Annotated in this window: 14 protein-coding genes; 12 read left to right on the plus strand and 2 right to left on the minus strand. The window is 67.3% G+C overall.

The features are described from left to right. Positions 1 to 18 precede the first annotated feature (18 nt). From L3V18_RS17200 to L3V18_RS17245, 10 genes are all read left to right on the plus strand, one after another. Positions 19 to 675 (plus strand): DUF1318 domain-containing protein, encoded by a 657-nt coding sequence (locus L3V18_RS17200; RefSeq protein WP_237056553.1) that lies wholly within the window; start codon positions 19 to 21, stop codon positions 673 to 675. A 206-nt stretch (positions 676 to 881) separates the two neighbouring features. Further along, entirely contained in the window at positions 882 to 2249 is a 1368-nt protein-coding gene (gene rlmD, locus L3V18_RS17205; RefSeq protein WP_237056555.1) for a 23S rRNA (uracil(1939)-C(5))-methyltransferase RlmD, read from the plus strand. Between the two features lie 81 nt (positions 2250 to 2330). Beyond that, positions 2331 to 2828: an HNH/endonuclease VII fold toxin-2 domain-containing protein gene (locus L3V18_RS17210; RefSeq protein ID WP_237056557.1), complete on the plus strand. Its 498-nt coding sequence runs from the start codon at positions 2331 to 2333 to the stop codon at positions 2826 to 2828. 22 nt (positions 2829 to 2850) lie between these two features. Beyond that, positions 2851 to 3759: a hypothetical protein gene (locus tag L3V18_RS17215; RefSeq protein WP_237056559.1), complete on the plus strand. Its 909-nt coding sequence runs from the start codon at positions 2851 to 2853 to the stop codon at positions 3757 to 3759. A 37-nt stretch (positions 3760 to 3796) separates the two neighbouring features. After that, positions 3797 to 4321, plus strand: a complete 525-nt coding sequence (locus L3V18_RS17220; protein WP_237056561.1) for a CYTH domain-containing protein — start codon at positions 3797 to 3799, stop codon at positions 4319 to 4321. A 156-nt stretch (positions 4322 to 4477) separates the two neighbouring features. Further along, positions 4478 to 5488, plus strand: coding sequence for a beta-N-acetylhexosaminidase (nagZ, locus tag L3V18_RS17225; protein ID WP_237056563.1), 1011 nt, complete (start codon positions 4478 to 4480; stop codon positions 5486 to 5488). Next, positions 5488 to 6045, plus strand: coding sequence for a hypoxanthine-guanine phosphoribosyltransferase (locus L3V18_RS17230; RefSeq protein WP_237056564.1), 558 nt, complete (start codon positions 5488 to 5490; stop codon positions 6043 to 6045). Before nagZ ends, L3V18_RS17230 begins: the two co-directional genes overlap by 1 nt. Then, positions 6042 to 6833: an S-methyl-5'-thioinosine phosphorylase gene (locus L3V18_RS17235; RefSeq protein WP_237056566.1), complete on the plus strand. Its 792-nt coding sequence runs from the start codon at positions 6042 to 6044 to the stop codon at positions 6831 to 6833. The genes L3V18_RS17230 and L3V18_RS17235 overlap by 4 nt, the downstream gene beginning before the upstream one ends. A gap of 234 nt (positions 6834 to 7067) precedes the next feature. Next, the gene (locus tag L3V18_RS17240; protein ID WP_237056568.1) at positions 7068 to 7280 is read left to right on the plus strand and encodes a cold-shock protein; all 213 of its coding nucleotides are present in this window, start codon (positions 7068 to 7070) and stop codon (positions 7278 to 7280) included. 175 nt (positions 7281 to 7455) lie between these two features. After that, complete coding sequence (locus tag L3V18_RS17245) at positions 7456 to 9144, plus strand: acyl-CoA dehydrogenase family protein (RefSeq protein ID WP_237056570.1); 1689 nt, start codon at positions 7456 to 7458, stop codon at positions 9142 to 9144. Between the two features lie 373 nt (positions 9145 to 9517). Here L3V18_RS17245 and fabR read toward each other — a convergent pair whose 3' ends face one another. Beyond that, positions 9518 to 10108: an HTH-type transcriptional repressor FabR gene (fabR, locus tag L3V18_RS17250; protein WP_237056586.1), complete on the minus strand. Its 591-nt coding sequence runs from the start codon at positions 10106 to 10108 to the stop codon at positions 9518 to 9520. Positions 10109 to 10305: 197 nt separating this feature from the next. On the opposite strand from fabR, the gene L3V18_RS17255 reads away from it, so the two are divergent. Continuing rightward, positions 10306 to 11412 (plus strand): ferredoxin reductase, encoded by a 1107-nt coding sequence (locus L3V18_RS17255; protein WP_237056572.1) that lies wholly within the window; start codon positions 10306 to 10308, stop codon positions 11410 to 11412. A 17-nt stretch (positions 11413 to 11429) separates the two neighbouring features. Next, a complete protein-coding gene (locus tag L3V18_RS17260) occupies positions 11430 to 12572 on the plus strand; it encodes a fatty acid desaturase family protein (RefSeq protein ID WP_237056573.1) in 1143 nt (380 codons plus the stop codon). 156 nt (positions 12573 to 12728) lie between these two features. Here L3V18_RS17260 and L3V18_RS17265 read toward each other — a convergent pair whose 3' ends face one another. Beyond that, entirely contained in the window at positions 12729 to 14486 is a 1758-nt protein-coding gene (locus tag L3V18_RS17265; protein ID WP_237056574.1) for an ABC transporter transmembrane domain-containing protein, read from the minus strand. Positions 14487 to 14739 lie beyond the last annotated feature (253 nt).

Consider the following 14739-nt stretch of genomic DNA (forward strand, 5'->3'; position numbering starts at 1 on the left):
ACAGCCAGGAGAACGAGCATGCGTCGTTGGTTGGGTCTTCCCGTGGCGGCCGTGATGTTGACGGCCTGTGTCACGATCAATGTCTATTTCCCGGCGGCGGAAGCACGAGAGGCTGCCGAGGAGTTCGTCGAGAAGGTGATCGGCGACGAAGCCGCCGCGCCCGAGCCGGTCCCGGAGGGCGAAGGCGGTCAGAGTGCCTCGTTGAAGCCGGCGTCGCTGGCGCCCGCGATCGGTCCGGGCCCGGTTGCCGGCCTGCTCGCACAGGCCGGCGAGGTCGACTGGTGGGCGCTTGCCGGCATCGGTGGCGCACGGGCGCAGGGCCAGCCCGACATCACGATCCGGACTCCGGCGATCCAGGCGATCCAGGCGCGGATGGCGTCGCGGTTCGACTCGCAGCTGCGGGCAGGCTTCGACGCCGGCGCACTGGGTTTCGCCGCCGACGGGACCATCGTCGTGCGCGATGCGTCCAAGCTGCCGCTGAAGGACCGGGTCGCGATCAACCAGGCCGTCGCCGACGACAACCGCGATCGCAAGGCGGTCTATCGCGAGGTCGCGGTCGCCAACGGGCACCCGGAATGGGAGCCGCAGATCCGCGAGGTGTTCGCCAGGCAGTGGATCGCCAGCGCCCGCAAGGGCTGGTGGTACCAGAGCGGCGGCAGCTGGAAGCAGAAGTAGCGGGAAGAGCGGCGTGGCGCCGGCCTTCCGCTCCAGGTACGAGCGTCAGGGGCGGCGCAAGCCGCGATTGGGCCTCCAATGAAAGCCTGATCCGCGGCTCACGCCGCTGCTGCGGATCGTCTGCGAGCTGCAAGAGCGCGCCAGCCGGCCCTCAGCCCCCCGGCATCTGCGACAATGCGCGGCCCCGCCAGCTTCATTGCCAGCCTGTGGCCCGCATCGACCGTACCCCCTTCGAAATCCAGATCATCGACCTGACCCATGACGGCCGCGGCGTCGCCCGCAATGCCGAAGGAAAGACCGTGTTCGTCGGCGGCGCACTGCCGGGCGAGCGGGTGATCGCCAGCCAGACCCGGCGCCATCGCCACTACGACGAGGCGCAGACGCTCGAGGTCCTGCAGGCAGCGCCCGAACGGGTCGAGCCGCGGTGCGCGCATTTCGGCACCTGTGGCGGCTGCGCGCTGCAGCATTACGCCGAGGATCGCCAGATCCTGGCCAAGGCGCGGGTGCTGCGCGAGAACCTGGAGCGGATCGGGCACGTCACGCCGGAGCGCTGGCTGGAACCGCTGACCGACGCCGCCTGGGGCTATCGCCGCAAGGGCCGGCTGTCCGTGCGCCGGGTCGAGAAGAAGGACAGGACCCTGGTCGGCTTCCGGGAGACCGATCCGCGTTTCGTCGCCGACCTGCGCGAATGCCACACGGTGATTCCCGAGATCGGCACGAAGCTGGAAGCGCTGTCGGCCCTGGTGGATGGCCTCGAAGCGCGGCGCGAGATCCCGCAGATCGAATTCATCGCCGGCGACGGCCAGCCCGGCGAAGATGGTGCCGCCCGGCACCGGGTCGCGCTGACCTTCCGCCATCTGGCACCGCTGTCGGACAACGACAGGGCGGCACTGGCGGCTTTCGCTAAGGCACACGATCTCATGATCTTCCTGCAGCCCGGCGGCGTCGACAGCGTGCATCCGCTGTCACCGGAGGGGAGCTCGGACGACGGGGCGTCAATGCCGCTGTCGTTCCGGTTGCAGGACTGGGACATCGAACTGAAGTTCCGGCCGCTGGATTTCATCCAGGTCAACGCGGGGCTGAACCGCAAGATGATCCGCCACGCGTTCGATCTGCTCGATCCGCAACCGGGAGAGCGCGTGCTCGATCTGTTCGCGGGCCTCGGCAACTTCACCCTGCCGCTGGCGCGGCAGGTGCGCGAGGTGGTCGGTGTCGAGGGCGATGCCGGACTGGTGCAGCGTGCGCGCGAGAATGCCGGACACAATGGCCTGGCGAATGCGCGTTTCTTCGCCGCCGACCTGGCCAAGGATCTTTCCGGCGAGCCGTGGATGCGCGAGGGCTTCGACAAGCTGCTGCTCGATCCGCCGCGTTCGGGCGCGGACTTCGTGCTGTCGGTGCTGCCGCTGAAGCAGTTCAGCCGCATCGTCTACGTCAGTTGCCATCCGGCTTCGCTGGCGCGCGACGCCGGCTACCTCGTCAACGAGAAAGGCTGGAAGCTGAAGGCGGCGGGGGTGATGGACATGTTTCCGCATACCGCACACGTCGAGTCGATCGCGCTGTTCGAGCCGGGTTGACGGTTGTGGTCATGGATCGCGCGGACGAGTACGGATAAGGCCGCGTCGACAATGTTCCATCCGCGCTTGTCCGTGTAATCCGTGGCTGAGGCATTATCGAGTGCTGGCGAGGTACATGCCAGTGGCTGCAGTGGCCCGACATTGGCCGGTGTTTCCGAAGACTACCGCGAGGGCAAGGCGTCCTCCATTTGTGCCGAGGAGCAAACACTGTTCACCGGATCCCACGGCATGCTGCATACCTTCCAGAGCGCGGCGGCGGCAGGGGCGCCGACCGAGTCGCTGGCGGTCGATGGAGGGAGTTCGGTCATGGCGCCTGCGACGACGTATGGGGTGGCAAAGAAGAGTGCGGCCAAGGCTGTCACCAAGACGTTGCCTGAATCGGCCTGCGACGAAGAATGCATCAAGCATCAGCTGGACCACTACCACAAGCGCCAGGGAATGACGGACGATACGAAGATCAAGGCGGCGCAAACCGGAAGCTTTGCCGCGGCAGATGTGTCTGCCGCAACGGCACAGGCTGCCGCACGCACGAATGCCATTCGCTCAGCAGGCATATCCGGCGCTGCTGGCTGCCGATAGACAATACCCAAGGAGGAAATCAGTGAGCGGCCATTGGACTGGTACTTATTCGTTTGTAACCGGCGCAGTTCGTTTTTTCGATCTGACCTACATCGCGATGAGTGCCGATGAACTAGACAAAGCGAAGTACCCGCATTCCGACTTCGTCGAATGGGACAACCATGTCTGGCGGGATGGGGGACGTGTGCTATGGCCGACCGCGGGTATTGCTATTGCGCAAAAGCCGCTGCAGCAGATGTGCGCTGTCGGCGTCTATGGGGGCGTGCTGTTATTGGGTGGCGGTGATCGACACGAAGAACAAATCGGTAACACCGACGAGTTGATCAAAGCCCGAGGCCCGCTGCGGGGTGTTCGTACCATCGGTGAACACGTCTACGTCGTCGGCATGAACCGCCAGGCTTGGCGTAGAAACGATGCCCATCAGTGGGTCTCTATAGATCAGGGCGCCAGACCGGCCGATGGCAGTAGGGAAGTGGTCGGCTTCGAGGCGGTGGACGGATTCTCCGAATCGGACATCTATGCAGTGGGGTTGGATGGTGAAATCTGGCGCTTCGACGGCAACACCTGGAGCCAGAAGCAAAGCCCGACCAACATCGTGCTGACTCGGGTACTCTGCGCGGGCGACGGTGTGGTCTACGCATCGGGGCGTAAAGGACTGCTGCTTAGGGGGCGCGGGGATGCATGGGATATCATCGATCACCAGAGCATGATCGATGATATCTGGGATCTCGCCTGGTATCAGGACAAGCTTTATCTGTCGACCATGTACGGACTATTCACGCTCGACCAGGACAAGCTCTTGCCGGTCGATTTCGGTGAAGACTCGCCCAGTAGCTGCTATCACCTCAGCACCTCAGATGGTGTGTTGTGGTCAATTGGTGGCAAGGACATCATGGCTTTCGACGGTAACAGCTGGGCGCGTATTGATTGATGAGTGCCAGGGTTATTCAAGTTCGTAGAGGTTTTGCATGGGGTTGGAAATCGAACGCAAGTTCCTGGTCGTCGGCGATGGCTGGCGCACGGCCGCGCACGCGGTGGTGCCGATGGCGCAGGGCTATCTCAACGACCTCGTGGCGATGGATGCGGGCGAGAATGGGCGCGCCGCGATGAAGGCCTCGGTGCGGGTGCGCATCGCCGGCGAGGAGGCATTCCTGAACCTGAAATCGAGGGAGCTCGGCCACACCCGCCAGGAGTTCGACTATCCGATCCCGATTGCCGACGCACGCGATCTGCTCGAACTCTGCGTCGGTGGAAAGATCGACAAGCGCCGTCATTTCGTCACCGTCGGTACGCACACCTGGGAGGTGGACGAGTTCCTCGGCGACAACGCCGGACTGGTCGTTGCCGAGATCGAGCTGGAAGATGCGGACGAAGCCTTCGAGCATCCCGGCTGGCTCGGGCGTGAGGTGACCGAAATGGTGCGCTACTACAATCTCGCGCTGGCGACGCGGCCGTACTCGCAATGGAGCGACGACGAGCGGGCCGGTTCTTGATGACGTCGGCGACGTGGAACCTTTTGCCGCGGATTGCACGGCCGGGGCGGGCCGGGGGGATACGGAAGGCGTATCCGTGTCGATCCGCGCTAATCCGTGGCATCGCCTTTCAATACAATGGCCGCACCGTCCTGGTGCGGTCCTGATGGAGTCTTCATGCTGCTGATCGGCGTCGCCGGACATGAACTGGAAGCTCGCGAGCGCGACTGGCTGCAGCACGATGCCTGCGCCGGCGTGGTGCTGTTCGCGCGCAACTTTGCCTCGCACACACAGGTACGCGAGCTCTCGCAGGCAATCCGCGAAACCGCGCCGCGCCCGCAACTGGTCTGCGTCGATCAGGAGGGCGGACGGGTGCAGCGCTTCCGCGACGGCTATGCGGCATTGCCGCCGCTGGAAGCGTTCGGACGACTGCATGCCGACGATCCGGTTTCCGCCCTGGCGCTGGCCCGCGAACATGCCTGGCTGATGGCCAGCGAGGTGCGCGCCAGCGACGTCGACCTGAGCTTCGCGCCGGTGGTCGATCTGGGCCGTGGCAATCGCGCGATCGGCAATCGTGCGTTCTCGGCCGATTCCGCGGTCGTCGCCGATTTCGCCCGCGTCTACGTGCAGGGCATGCACGAGGCCGGGATGGCGGCGACGCTGAAGCACTTCCCCGGCCATGGCTCGGTGCCGGAGGACACCCATTTCGAGGCGGCCACCGACCCGCGCACGCTCGAGGAGATCCGTGCGCTCGACCTGGTACCGTTCGCTGCGGGCATCGGGGCGGGCGCCGATGCGGTGATGATGGCGCACGTGCGCTATCCGCAGGTCGACGCCGATCCCGCCGGTTATTCGCGACGCTGGATCGAGGAGATTCTGCGTGCCGATCGCGCCGATGGCGGACTGGGCTTCCGCGGAGTGGTCTTCAGCGACGACATCGGCATGAAGGCGGCGGACACGGCCGGTGGTGTCGGTATGCGCGTCAACGCGCATCTGGACGCTGGCTGCGACGTGGTCCTGGTCTGCCATCCCGAACTGGTCGAGGACTCCCTCGCGGCGGTCCGCGATCGCACGCTCGACATCCTGGTCCTGTCGGGGCTGGCCGGACGCGATGCGCCCGGCTGGGACGTCCTGCGGGCCGACACCCGCTACAGTGACAGCCGCAGCCGGCTGGAGGTTCTGACCTGATGAGTGGACACGATCTGGCCTGGGCGCTGGAACATTCCGAGGTCGTCGTCGAACAGCACGAGCTGGAGGCGGCGGTTGCGCGGATGGCCGATGCGATTCGCGCCGACTACGACGAGCCGCCGGTCTTCCTGACCATCATGCACGGCGGCCTGCCGTTCGCGGCGCGGCTGGCGATGGAGCTGGGCGCGCGCGGACTCGACCTCGCGTTCGACTATCTGCATGCGACCCGCTACCGCGGTGAAACCCGCGGCGCCGACCTGGTCTGGAAGCACCGGCCGGCGACGCCGCTGGCCGGGCGGCGGGTGCTGCTGGCCGACGACATCCTCGACGAAGGACACACCCTGGCCGAAATCATCCAGTGGTGCCGCGAGCAGGGCGCCAGCGACGTGCGTGTCGCGGTACTGACGGTGAAGCAGCACGACCGCTGCGTGCCCGGCGTGCGTGCGGACTATGCCGGGGTGGAGGTGCCGGACCGCTATGTGTTCGGCTACGGCATGGACTTTCACGAACAGGGCCGCAATCTGCCGGCCATCTACGCGTTGAAGGATCCGGCATGAGCACGAGTGGCAGCGCGACCGGCGGCGCGATCGACCTGGCGGTGATCGGCGGCACCGGGGTCTACCGGCTCGCGGCGCTGCAGGACGTCGAAAGCCATGAGCTGGAGACCTGCTACGGCAAGCCGTCGGGGCCGGTGCGGATCGGCACGCTGCACGGCCGCCGCGTGGCCTTTCTGGCCCGCCATGGCGAGGGTCATTCGGTACCGCCGCACCTGATCAACTACCGCGCCAACCTGGCTGCGCTGCAGACGCTGGGTGCGGTCCGGGTGCTCGCGTTGAATACCGTCGGCGGCATCACCGATCGTTTCGGGCCGAGGGTCCTTGCCTGCCCGGACCAGTTGATCGACTACACCTGGGGGCGCGTGTCCACGCTGTGCGAGGGCGAGTCGTGGACGGAGTCCGGCGGCGAAGTGCTGCATGTGGATTTCGGCGAACCCTACACGCGCGCGTTGCGCATCGCGATGGTGCAGGCGGCGCGGAGGGCCGGTGTCGATCTGGTCGATGGCGGCTGCTACGGCGCGACCCAGGGCCCGCGACTGGAGACGCGCGCCGAGATCGTGCGGATGCGTCGCGACGGCTGCGACCTGGTCGGAATGACCGGAATGCCGGAAGCGGGACTGGCACGCGAACTTGGACTGGACTACGCATGCCTGGCGATCGTCGCCAACTGGGCGGCTGGCGCCGGACCCGATCCCGATGAAGTGATCACCCTGCAGGACGTGCTGGACAACGTCGCGGCAGCGTCGGCGGGTCTGCCCGCGCTGCTGGCGGCGCTTCTGGAGAACTGAACCGGTCGCAGCCGTGCGCGTGGACTGCTGGCCGGAGCGATGAAGGGACAGGCGACTGCAGTCGATACGATTGGCGGGCGGCCCGAGTGGATGCTTGTGTGTAGACGGCGTGAAGGCCATAAACAGGCTATCCAACAGTTGTCAAGCGCTCGTTCAGTTTGCATACTCGGGTGTGTGTCGCGCGCGGTTCAGCGCCGACGCACCCATCGCATCCAGCATGAGGTCATCAAGGACATGCAGTACGGTACCGTTAAGTGGTTCAACGACGCCAAGGGATTCGGCTTCATTTCACCCGAGGATGGCAGTGCAGACGTTTTCGTCCATTTCTCGGCGATCAACGCCAAGGGTTTTCGCAGCCTGCAGGAAGGCCAGCGCGTCAGCTACCAGCTGACCCAGGGTCCGAAGGGCGCCCAGGCCTCCGAAGTGACGGTGGCTGCCGAGGCGTGACCCTTACCGGATTCGGATTTCCCGGCCCCGCTTCGGCGGGGCTTTTTTGTGTGCATCGATCCGCGAATGCATGCGTGTGGATGCATGCCGGCCGGGGACGACGCATTCGCATGCGGCGATGCGGACGACCGCGTTGCGCGCCTAGAATCGGTAATGGTCCCGAACGGAGTCGACGATGTCCGCCTTCACGCCAGCCGATCCTCACGGCAACGGAAAAACGCATGCGGGGCGCCGCGGCGCCGGAGACTGCATCGACACGCACGCGGTCGAGAACCAGCCGCCAGAGTTTGCGCCCCGGGATTTGTGGAGCGACGATGTCGCCCTGCGCGAGGCCGTGTCGCGCGAAGGAGCCGGTGCCTGGAGCGTGCAGGTTTCCGCCTATGGCGCCGTGGCCGGTGATGCGCTGTACGCGCTTGGCTTCGATGCCCACCGGGATCGGCCGCGCCTGCGCAGTCACGACCGTTTCGGCCACCGCATCGATGTGGTCGAATTCCACCCGAACTACCACACGGTCATGCAGACGGCGATCGAGCACGGCGTCGCCGGACTGTCGTGGCGCGACGAGCGTGCCGGCGCCCACGTCGCGCGCGCCGCGCTGAGCTACCTGCATCACCAGGTCGAACCCGGCAGCAGCTGCCCGCTGACGATGACCCACGCCGCAGTGCCGGTGTTGCGGCAGGCGCCGGCGCTGGCCGAATGGGCGGAGAAGGCGGCCGCACCGCACTACGACCCGCGCAACGTGCCGGTCGCGGACAAGCGAGGAATCACCCTCGGCATGGGCATGACCGAGAAGCAGGGCGGCAGCGACGTGCGCAGCAACAGCACCGTCGCCACGCCGTTGTCCGGCGACCGGCCGTCGAGTGACGAATACACGCTGATCGGGCACAAGTGGTTCTTCTCGGCGCCGATGTCGGACGGCTTCCTGGTGCTGGCGCAGGCGCCGGGCGGCCTGAGCTGCTTCCTGATGCCGCGCTGGCGGCCGGACGGCAGCCGCAACGCGTTCCGGATCATGCGCCTGAAGGACAAGCTCGGCGACTGGTCGAACGCCTCCTCGGAGGTCGAGTTCGACGGCGCCTGGGCGTATCGCATCGGCGACGAAGGACGTGGAGTGCCCACCATCATCCGGATGGTGATGCTCACCCGCCTGGACTGCATGCTCGGTTCCTGCGCCGAGATGCGGATGGCGCTGGCGCAGGCGATCCATCACACCCGGCATCGGCAGGCGTTCGGCAGGCGGCTGGTCGAGCAGCCATTGATGCGCAACGTGCTCGCCGACCTTGCGATCGAATCCGAGGCCGCGCTCGCGCTGTCGATGCGGGTCGCGCGTGCGGTCGACGCGGCCGACCGCGATGCCGGCGAGGCGGCGTTCGCGCGGGTCGCGACCGCGATCGGCAAGTACTGGATATGCAAGCGCACGCCTGCGTTCGTCAACGAGGCACAGGAGTGCCTGGGCGGAGCCGGCTACGTCGAGGAATCGATGCTGCCGCGGTTGTACCGGCAGGCGCCGCTGAATTCGATCTGGGAGGGCAGCGGCAACATCCAGTGCCTGGACGTGCTGCGCGCGCTCGCACGCGAGCCCGACTGTCTGACGGCACTGCAGCAGGAGATGTCGGACGTGGACGGCATCCCGGATGCGTTCATCGCCGGGCTCGCGGCAGCGGTGCCGCGGACCGGGGAGAGCGAGGCCCGCCTGCTGGTTGAACGCCTGGCGCTGGGACTGCAGGCGGCGGCCCTGTTGCGCGCCGGTAGTCCGCTGGCCGAGGCCTTCGTGCGCAGCCGTCTGCTCGGTGGACACGGCCTCGTGTTCGGCACCCTGCCGGGCGACATCGATTGCGAGACGGCCATCGCCCGCGCGTTGCCGTGACGCGATGACCTGTTAGCCCGGGTAAGCGAAGCGCACCCGGGGATTCGATGCTTCGGTTCCCGGGTGCGCTTCGCTTACCCGGGCTACGCTTGCTGGTCGAACGGCTGGCTCTGGGCCTGCAGGCGGTCGCGTTGCTGCGTGCCGGCAGTCCCTTGGCCGAAGGCTTCGTCTGCGGCTGGCTCGAAGTCGGGCACGGCCTTGCACTGGCACGCTGCCGGCAGATATCGATTCCGACGCGATCATCGCCCGCGCGCTGCCATGAAATGACAGACGAAATCAGCCACGGATGGACACGGATCAAACGATATTCAAAAGGCTTTATCCGTGTTCATCCGCGTGATCCGCGGCCAACGACAATCCGTCTGCCAGCGTCCTACCGCTCCGGTGGCAGGGTGCGCGCGCCGGTGACGATCATCCGCACCATCGTCGACAGTTCCTCGACCAGTTCCGGATCCTTCTCCGGCGGCAGGTCCATCGCGGTCGCGCCGACCGCGAACACCAGCCGTGTGATCGCCTTGGCCGCCAGCGCGGGTTCGTGCAGGGTCGCATGGTCGAGCCGGGCCAGGCGGATCAGGTCCAGCCGCAGTTCCTCCTCGAAGAACTGCAGTTCGCGGTCGACCGCCTGCTTGAACGCATCCGAGCCGACCGTGCCCTCGCGCAGCAGCACGTGCAGCAGCTTGTCGTCGGCGCGCAGCTGCTCCATGAACGCCTCGACCGAGCTGCGGATCACGCTGCGCTTGCCGCCGGCGACGCGCTGCCGGGCCTCGCCGATGATCCGCCGCAGCGAGCGCCCCGCCAGATCGATCAACGCGACCGCCAGCTCGTCCATGTCGCGGAACTGCCGGTAGAAGCTGTTGGGGGCGATCCCGGCCTCGCGCGCGACCTCGCGCAGGCTCAGCGTCGAAACGCTGCGATGCGGTCCGATCAGCTTCAGCGCAGCGGCGAGCAGGTCCTCCCGCGAGATCGAAGGCTTTCGTCCAGGGCCGTGCTCTTCCGGCGTCGTGCTGGCGGAGAGGTTGACCCCGGCGGGATGGGTGGAGGTGACGGTCACGGCGGCAAGTATGACGAGTCTGAACGACCGGAGGGGCGGATAATCACAATTCCGCAATTAATATACGGTTGTATATACAAACGTCCATGCACTGGTATAGTCGCGTCACCATGAGTGCCCATGTCCACCCGCAACGAAGCCGACGTCCGCTCCGTCTCAAGCGTCTGCTGTCGCCGTTCGTCGCCCCGCAAGTCTTTGATTTCTGGTCTTCGCGCGTCCATCCGCTGTGGACCTGGGAGCGCCCGCTTGCGCAACTGGTCGAGCGCCGCCGCGAATCGGCCGACGCGATGACCCTGCTGCTGCGGCCGAATGGCCACTGGGGCGGATTCCGTCCTGGTCAGCACGTCAACCTGGGGGTCGAAGTCGACGGCGCCCGGATCACCCGCAGCTACAGCCTGTCCGAGCCGCCGCGCAGCGATGGGCTGATCGCGGTGACGGTGAAGTCGATGCCGGGCGGCAGGGTCAGCCCGCGCCTGTTCGACGGACTGGCCGAGGGGACGATCGTCGAACTGGGCCAGGCCTTCGGCGAGATGGTGCTGCCGCGGCAGCCGGACGGCGAGTGGCTGTTCCTCGCTGCCGGCAGCGGCATCACTCCGTTGATGGCGATGCTGCGATCGCTGGCGGCCGAAGGCATGCCGGTGCCGCTGACCCTGTGCTATTGGGCGCGGCGGCGCGAGGAGCTGTGTTTCGTCAACGAGCTGCGCCGGCTTGCGGCCATGCACGCGAACTTCGATCTGCATCTGCTGCTGACCCGCGATACCGCCCGCGACGAGCATGAGCGCGAGGGCCGCATCGACGACGGGATGCTGTCCCGCCTGGTGCCGGAGTTTCAGGGGCGCCGGGTGATGGCCTGCGGTCCGGGCGGCTTCGTCGAAGCTGCGCGTGGCCTGCTGGAGGGGCGCGTGCGCAGCTTCCAGGCCGAGGCCTTCACCGCGCCGGAGATTCCGGTCGTCGACGAGGGCGAGGTCGACGTGACCCTCGTACGTAGCGGCCGGAGGCTGAAGGTGTCGCGCGGGCAGCCGCTGCTGGCGGCGCTGGAGGCACAGGACGTGCGCCCGCCGTCGGGTTGCCGGATGGGCATCTGCAACACCTGCGCCTGCGGCAAGTCCGCCGGCAGCGTGCGCCACCTGCCCAGCGGCGCGCTCGACCACGAGAACACCCAGGCGCTGAAGCTGTGCATCCACGGCGCCGTCACCGACCTGACCCTCGACCTGTGAAGAAGGCCGAACCGAGCATGAAAGACCCCGCCGCGCGCAAGAGCGCCCGCAAGCCCCCGAAGAACCGGCCGCTGAGCCTCGCCGAACTGGACGCCTTCGGCGCCGAGCTCGACGCGCTGCGTGCCCGTACCGTCGCCAGCCTTGGCGCGCGCGACGCGCGTTATATCCGCAACGTCGTCAGGGCAGTGCGCTATACCGAGGTCGCCGGCCGCGGCCTGTTGTTCCTCGGCGCCTTCGTGCACGGCGTGCTGGTGCCGGCCTGGATCGCCGGCGTGTTGCTGCTGGCGTTGTCGAAGATCCTCGAGAACATGGAGCTCGGCCACAACGTGATCCATGGCCAGTACGACTGGATGGGCGATCCGCAGCTCAACGGCAAGACCTACGAGTGGGACATCGTCGGAACAGCCGAGGCCTGGCGCAAGACCCACAACTTCCGCCACCACACCTACACCAACGTGCGCGGGCTGGACGACGATATCGGCTACGGGCTGCTGCGGATCTTCCCGGAGCAGAAATGGCAGCCGTTCTTCCTGCTGCAGCCGATCATCGCGCCGGTGTTCGCGCTGCTGTTCGAGTGGGGCGTGGCGATCCAGGACCTCAAGCTCGGCCGCTGGGTGCAGGGCAAGATGAGCGCCTCGCAGCTGTGGCGCAAGTTCCGCCCGGTCGGCCGCAAGATCGCCCGCCAGACGCTGAAGGACTATGTGGTGTTCCCGGCGCTGGCCGGCCCGTTCTTCCTGCCGGTGCTGCTGGGCAACGTGGTCGCCAACCTGATCCGCAACGTCTGGACCTACGTGATCATCTTCTGCGGGCACTTCACCGCCGACGCAGAGACCTTCCCGCGCGAGGTGATCAAGAACGAGTCGCGCGGGCACTGGTACCTGCGCCAGCTGCGCGGTTCGTCGAACATCTCCGGCGGCCCGGTCATCGATCTGCTGTCGGGCAATCTCAGCCACCAGATCGAGCATCACTTCTATCCCGACATCCCGGCAAACCGCTACGCCGAACTGGCGGTCGAGGTCCGCGAGATCTGCTCGCGCTACGGCCAGCACTACAACACCGGTTCGCTGCCGAAGCAGTTCGGCCAGGTGACGTGGCGGATCCTGCGCCATGCGTTCCCGAGCCGGCCACGCCGCACGGCGGCGCTGGTGGCGGAGGCCTGAGACCATCCCGCACAGGCGAGACCTGTCGAGCCCGAACGCGCTGAGGCAGGCACAAGCGACCGCAGGAGTGGCGCATGCTGCGATCAGGCCTTCACGGAGAGTCCAGGTCGCGGCTTGTGCCGTCCCTACGCTTTCGGGCGATCGTGCCGATGGGCTTCAGTCGAGGAACTGCAGCTTCGCCAGTTCCGCGTACAGTCCGCCCTCGGCCAGCAATTGTTCGTGGGTACCCTCGGCGACGATACGGCCGCGGTCCATCACCACGATCCGGTCGGCCTTGAGCACGGTCGCCAGCCGGTGCGCGATCACCAACGTGGTGCGGCCTTCCATCAGCGTTTCCAGCGCCTGCTGGACCGCACGCTCGCTGTGCGCGTCGAGCGCGCTGGTAGCCTCGTCCAGCAGCAGGATCGGCGCGTCCTTGAGCAGGGCGCGGGCGATCACGATGCGTTGCTGCTGACCGCCTGACAGGCGTGCGCCGCGCTCGCCCAGTCCGGTATCCAGCCCCTGCGGCAGGGCGTCCACGAAGTCGGCCGCGTGGGCCGAGCGTACCGCCGCCTCGATCTCCGCGTCGCTGGCGTCGAGCCGGCCGTAGCGGATGTTCTCCCTCGCGCTGGCGGCGAAGATCGTCGGCTGCTGCGGCACCAGGGCGATCGCCTCGCGCAGCTGCGCGGGATCCAGGCGGGTGACGTCGACGCCGTCGACGCGGACGGTGCCGGCCTCCGGATCGTGGAATCGCAGCAGCAGCGAGAACACCGTGCTCTTGCCCGCGCCCGAAGGGCCGACCAGTGCGACGGTCTCGCCAGGGGCGACCTTCAACCCGAATGCATCGAGGGCCGGAAGTTCGGGCCGGGCGGGGTAATGGAAGGTGACGTTGTCGAAGGCGATCGTGCCGCGTACCGGGTCGGGCATCGGCTGCGGATGCGCCGGCACCGCGATCGCCGGCTCCGCTTCCAGCAGTTCGCTGATCCGGCCCATGCCGCCGGCCGCGCGCTGCAGCTCGTTCCACACCTCGGCCAGCGCGCCGACGGAGCCGCCGCCGATCAAGGCGTAGAGCACGAACTGTCCCAGCGTACCGGCGCTCATGCGGCCGGCGGCGACGTCGTGCGCGCCCGACCACAGCACCAGGGTGATCGCACCGAACACCAGGCTGATCGCGATCGCGGTGACCCAGGCCTGCGCCTGGATGCGCCGGCGCGCGGTGGCCACCGCGGCCGCCACCGCCTCGCCGAAGCGCCCTCGCTCGTACGGCTCGCGTGCGTGCGCCTGCACGGTGCGCACCGCGCCCAGGGTTTCGGCCGCCAGCGCGTTGGCATCGGCGATGCGGTCCTGGGCCGATCGCGAGATCTTCTGCAGCCGCCTCGCACCCATCACGATCGGCAGGACCGCCAGCGGGATGCCGACCATCGCATACGCGGCCAGCCGCGGACTGGTCACGAACAGCATCGCGATGCTGCCGAGGAAGGTCACCGCGCTGCGCAGCGCCACCGACATGCTGGAGGCGACCACATTGCGCAGCAGCTCGGCGTCCGCGGTCAGCCGCGAAACCAGTTCGCCGCTGCGGTTGGCGTCGTGGAAGCCGGCGTCGAGGTCGATCAGGTGCGCGTACAGCCTCCGGCGCAGGTCGGCGACGACCCGCTCGCCGAGCAACGAGACGAAGAAGAAACGCGCGGCGGTGGCGAACGCCAGCACCAGCGCGACGACGAACAGCAGCGCGAACGCGCGATCGATGCCGTCGCCGCCGGATTCGAAGCCATGGTCGATCACGGTGCGGAAGGCCGGCGGCAGGCTCAGCGTCGCGGTGGAGGAAAAGGCCAGCGCCAGCAGCCAGGCGCCGAACAGCCCCCGGTGCCTGCGCACGAACGGCCACAGGGTGCGCAGTTGCCCGAGGGGGGGCTTGGAAGAAGCGGTGTCGGTCATTGCGGGAGTATGCGGGGCCTTGAGGCATCAGCCGTGTCGACGTGGGGCCGGGTATCGGCCGAGGGAGGCGGATACGGGCCTCCAGCGTGCGTGGGCACCGATCCGGCCGGAAGCGTGAACCGCCAGCTAGCTGTGATCTCTCAGTAGGTTGTTCATCCAGGGTGATCCCGGAAGACTGGAGGTGCGAATCAGCCACCCCTCCAGGAGCCCCGGATGAACCTGCATAAACATGCCCGTCTTAGCCCTCGCGGTC

It is taken from the genome of Marilutibacter chinensis (assembly GCF_021725675.1).
Lineage (GTDB): Bacteria > Pseudomonadota > Gammaproteobacteria > Xanthomonadales > Xanthomonadaceae > Marilutibacter > Marilutibacter chinensis.

Coding starts and splice junctions, on each gene's coding strand:
- L3V18_RS17230 (WP_237056564.1), top strand. CDS start 5,488: ATGAGTGGACACGATCTGGCCTGGGCGCTGGAACATTCCGAGGTCGTC.
- L3V18_RS17240 (WP_237056568.1), top strand. CDS start 7,068: ATGCAGTACGGTACCGTTAAGTGGTTCAACGACGCCAAGGGATTCGGC.
- L3V18_RS17265 (WP_237056574.1), bottom strand. CDS start 14,486: ATGACCGACACCGCTTCTTCCAAGCCCCCCCTCGGGCAACTGCGCACC.
- L3V18_RS17220 (WP_237056561.1), top strand. CDS start 3,797: ATGGGGTTGGAAATCGAACGCAAGTTCCTGGTCGTCGGCGATGGCTGG.
- L3V18_RS17245 (WP_237056570.1), top strand. CDS start 7,456: ATGTCCGCCTTCACGCCAGCCGATCCTCACGGCAACGGAAAAACGCAT.
- L3V18_RS17235 (WP_237056566.1), top strand. CDS start 6,042: ATGAGCACGAGTGGCAGCGCGACCGGCGGCGCGATCGACCTGGCGGTG.
- L3V18_RS17255 (WP_237056572.1), top strand. CDS start 10,306: ATGAGTGCCCATGTCCACCCGCAACGAAGCCGACGTCCGCTCCGTCTC.
- L3V18_RS17260 (WP_237056573.1), top strand. CDS start 11,430: ATGAAAGACCCCGCCGCGCGCAAGAGCGCCCGCAAGCCCCCGAAGAAC.
- L3V18_RS17200 (WP_237056553.1), top strand. CDS start 19: ATGCGTCGTTGGTTGGGTCTTCCCGTGGCGGCCGTGATGTTGACGGCC.
- nagZ (WP_237056563.1), top strand. CDS start 4,478: ATGCTGCTGATCGGCGTCGCCGGACATGAACTGGAAGCTCGCGAGCGC.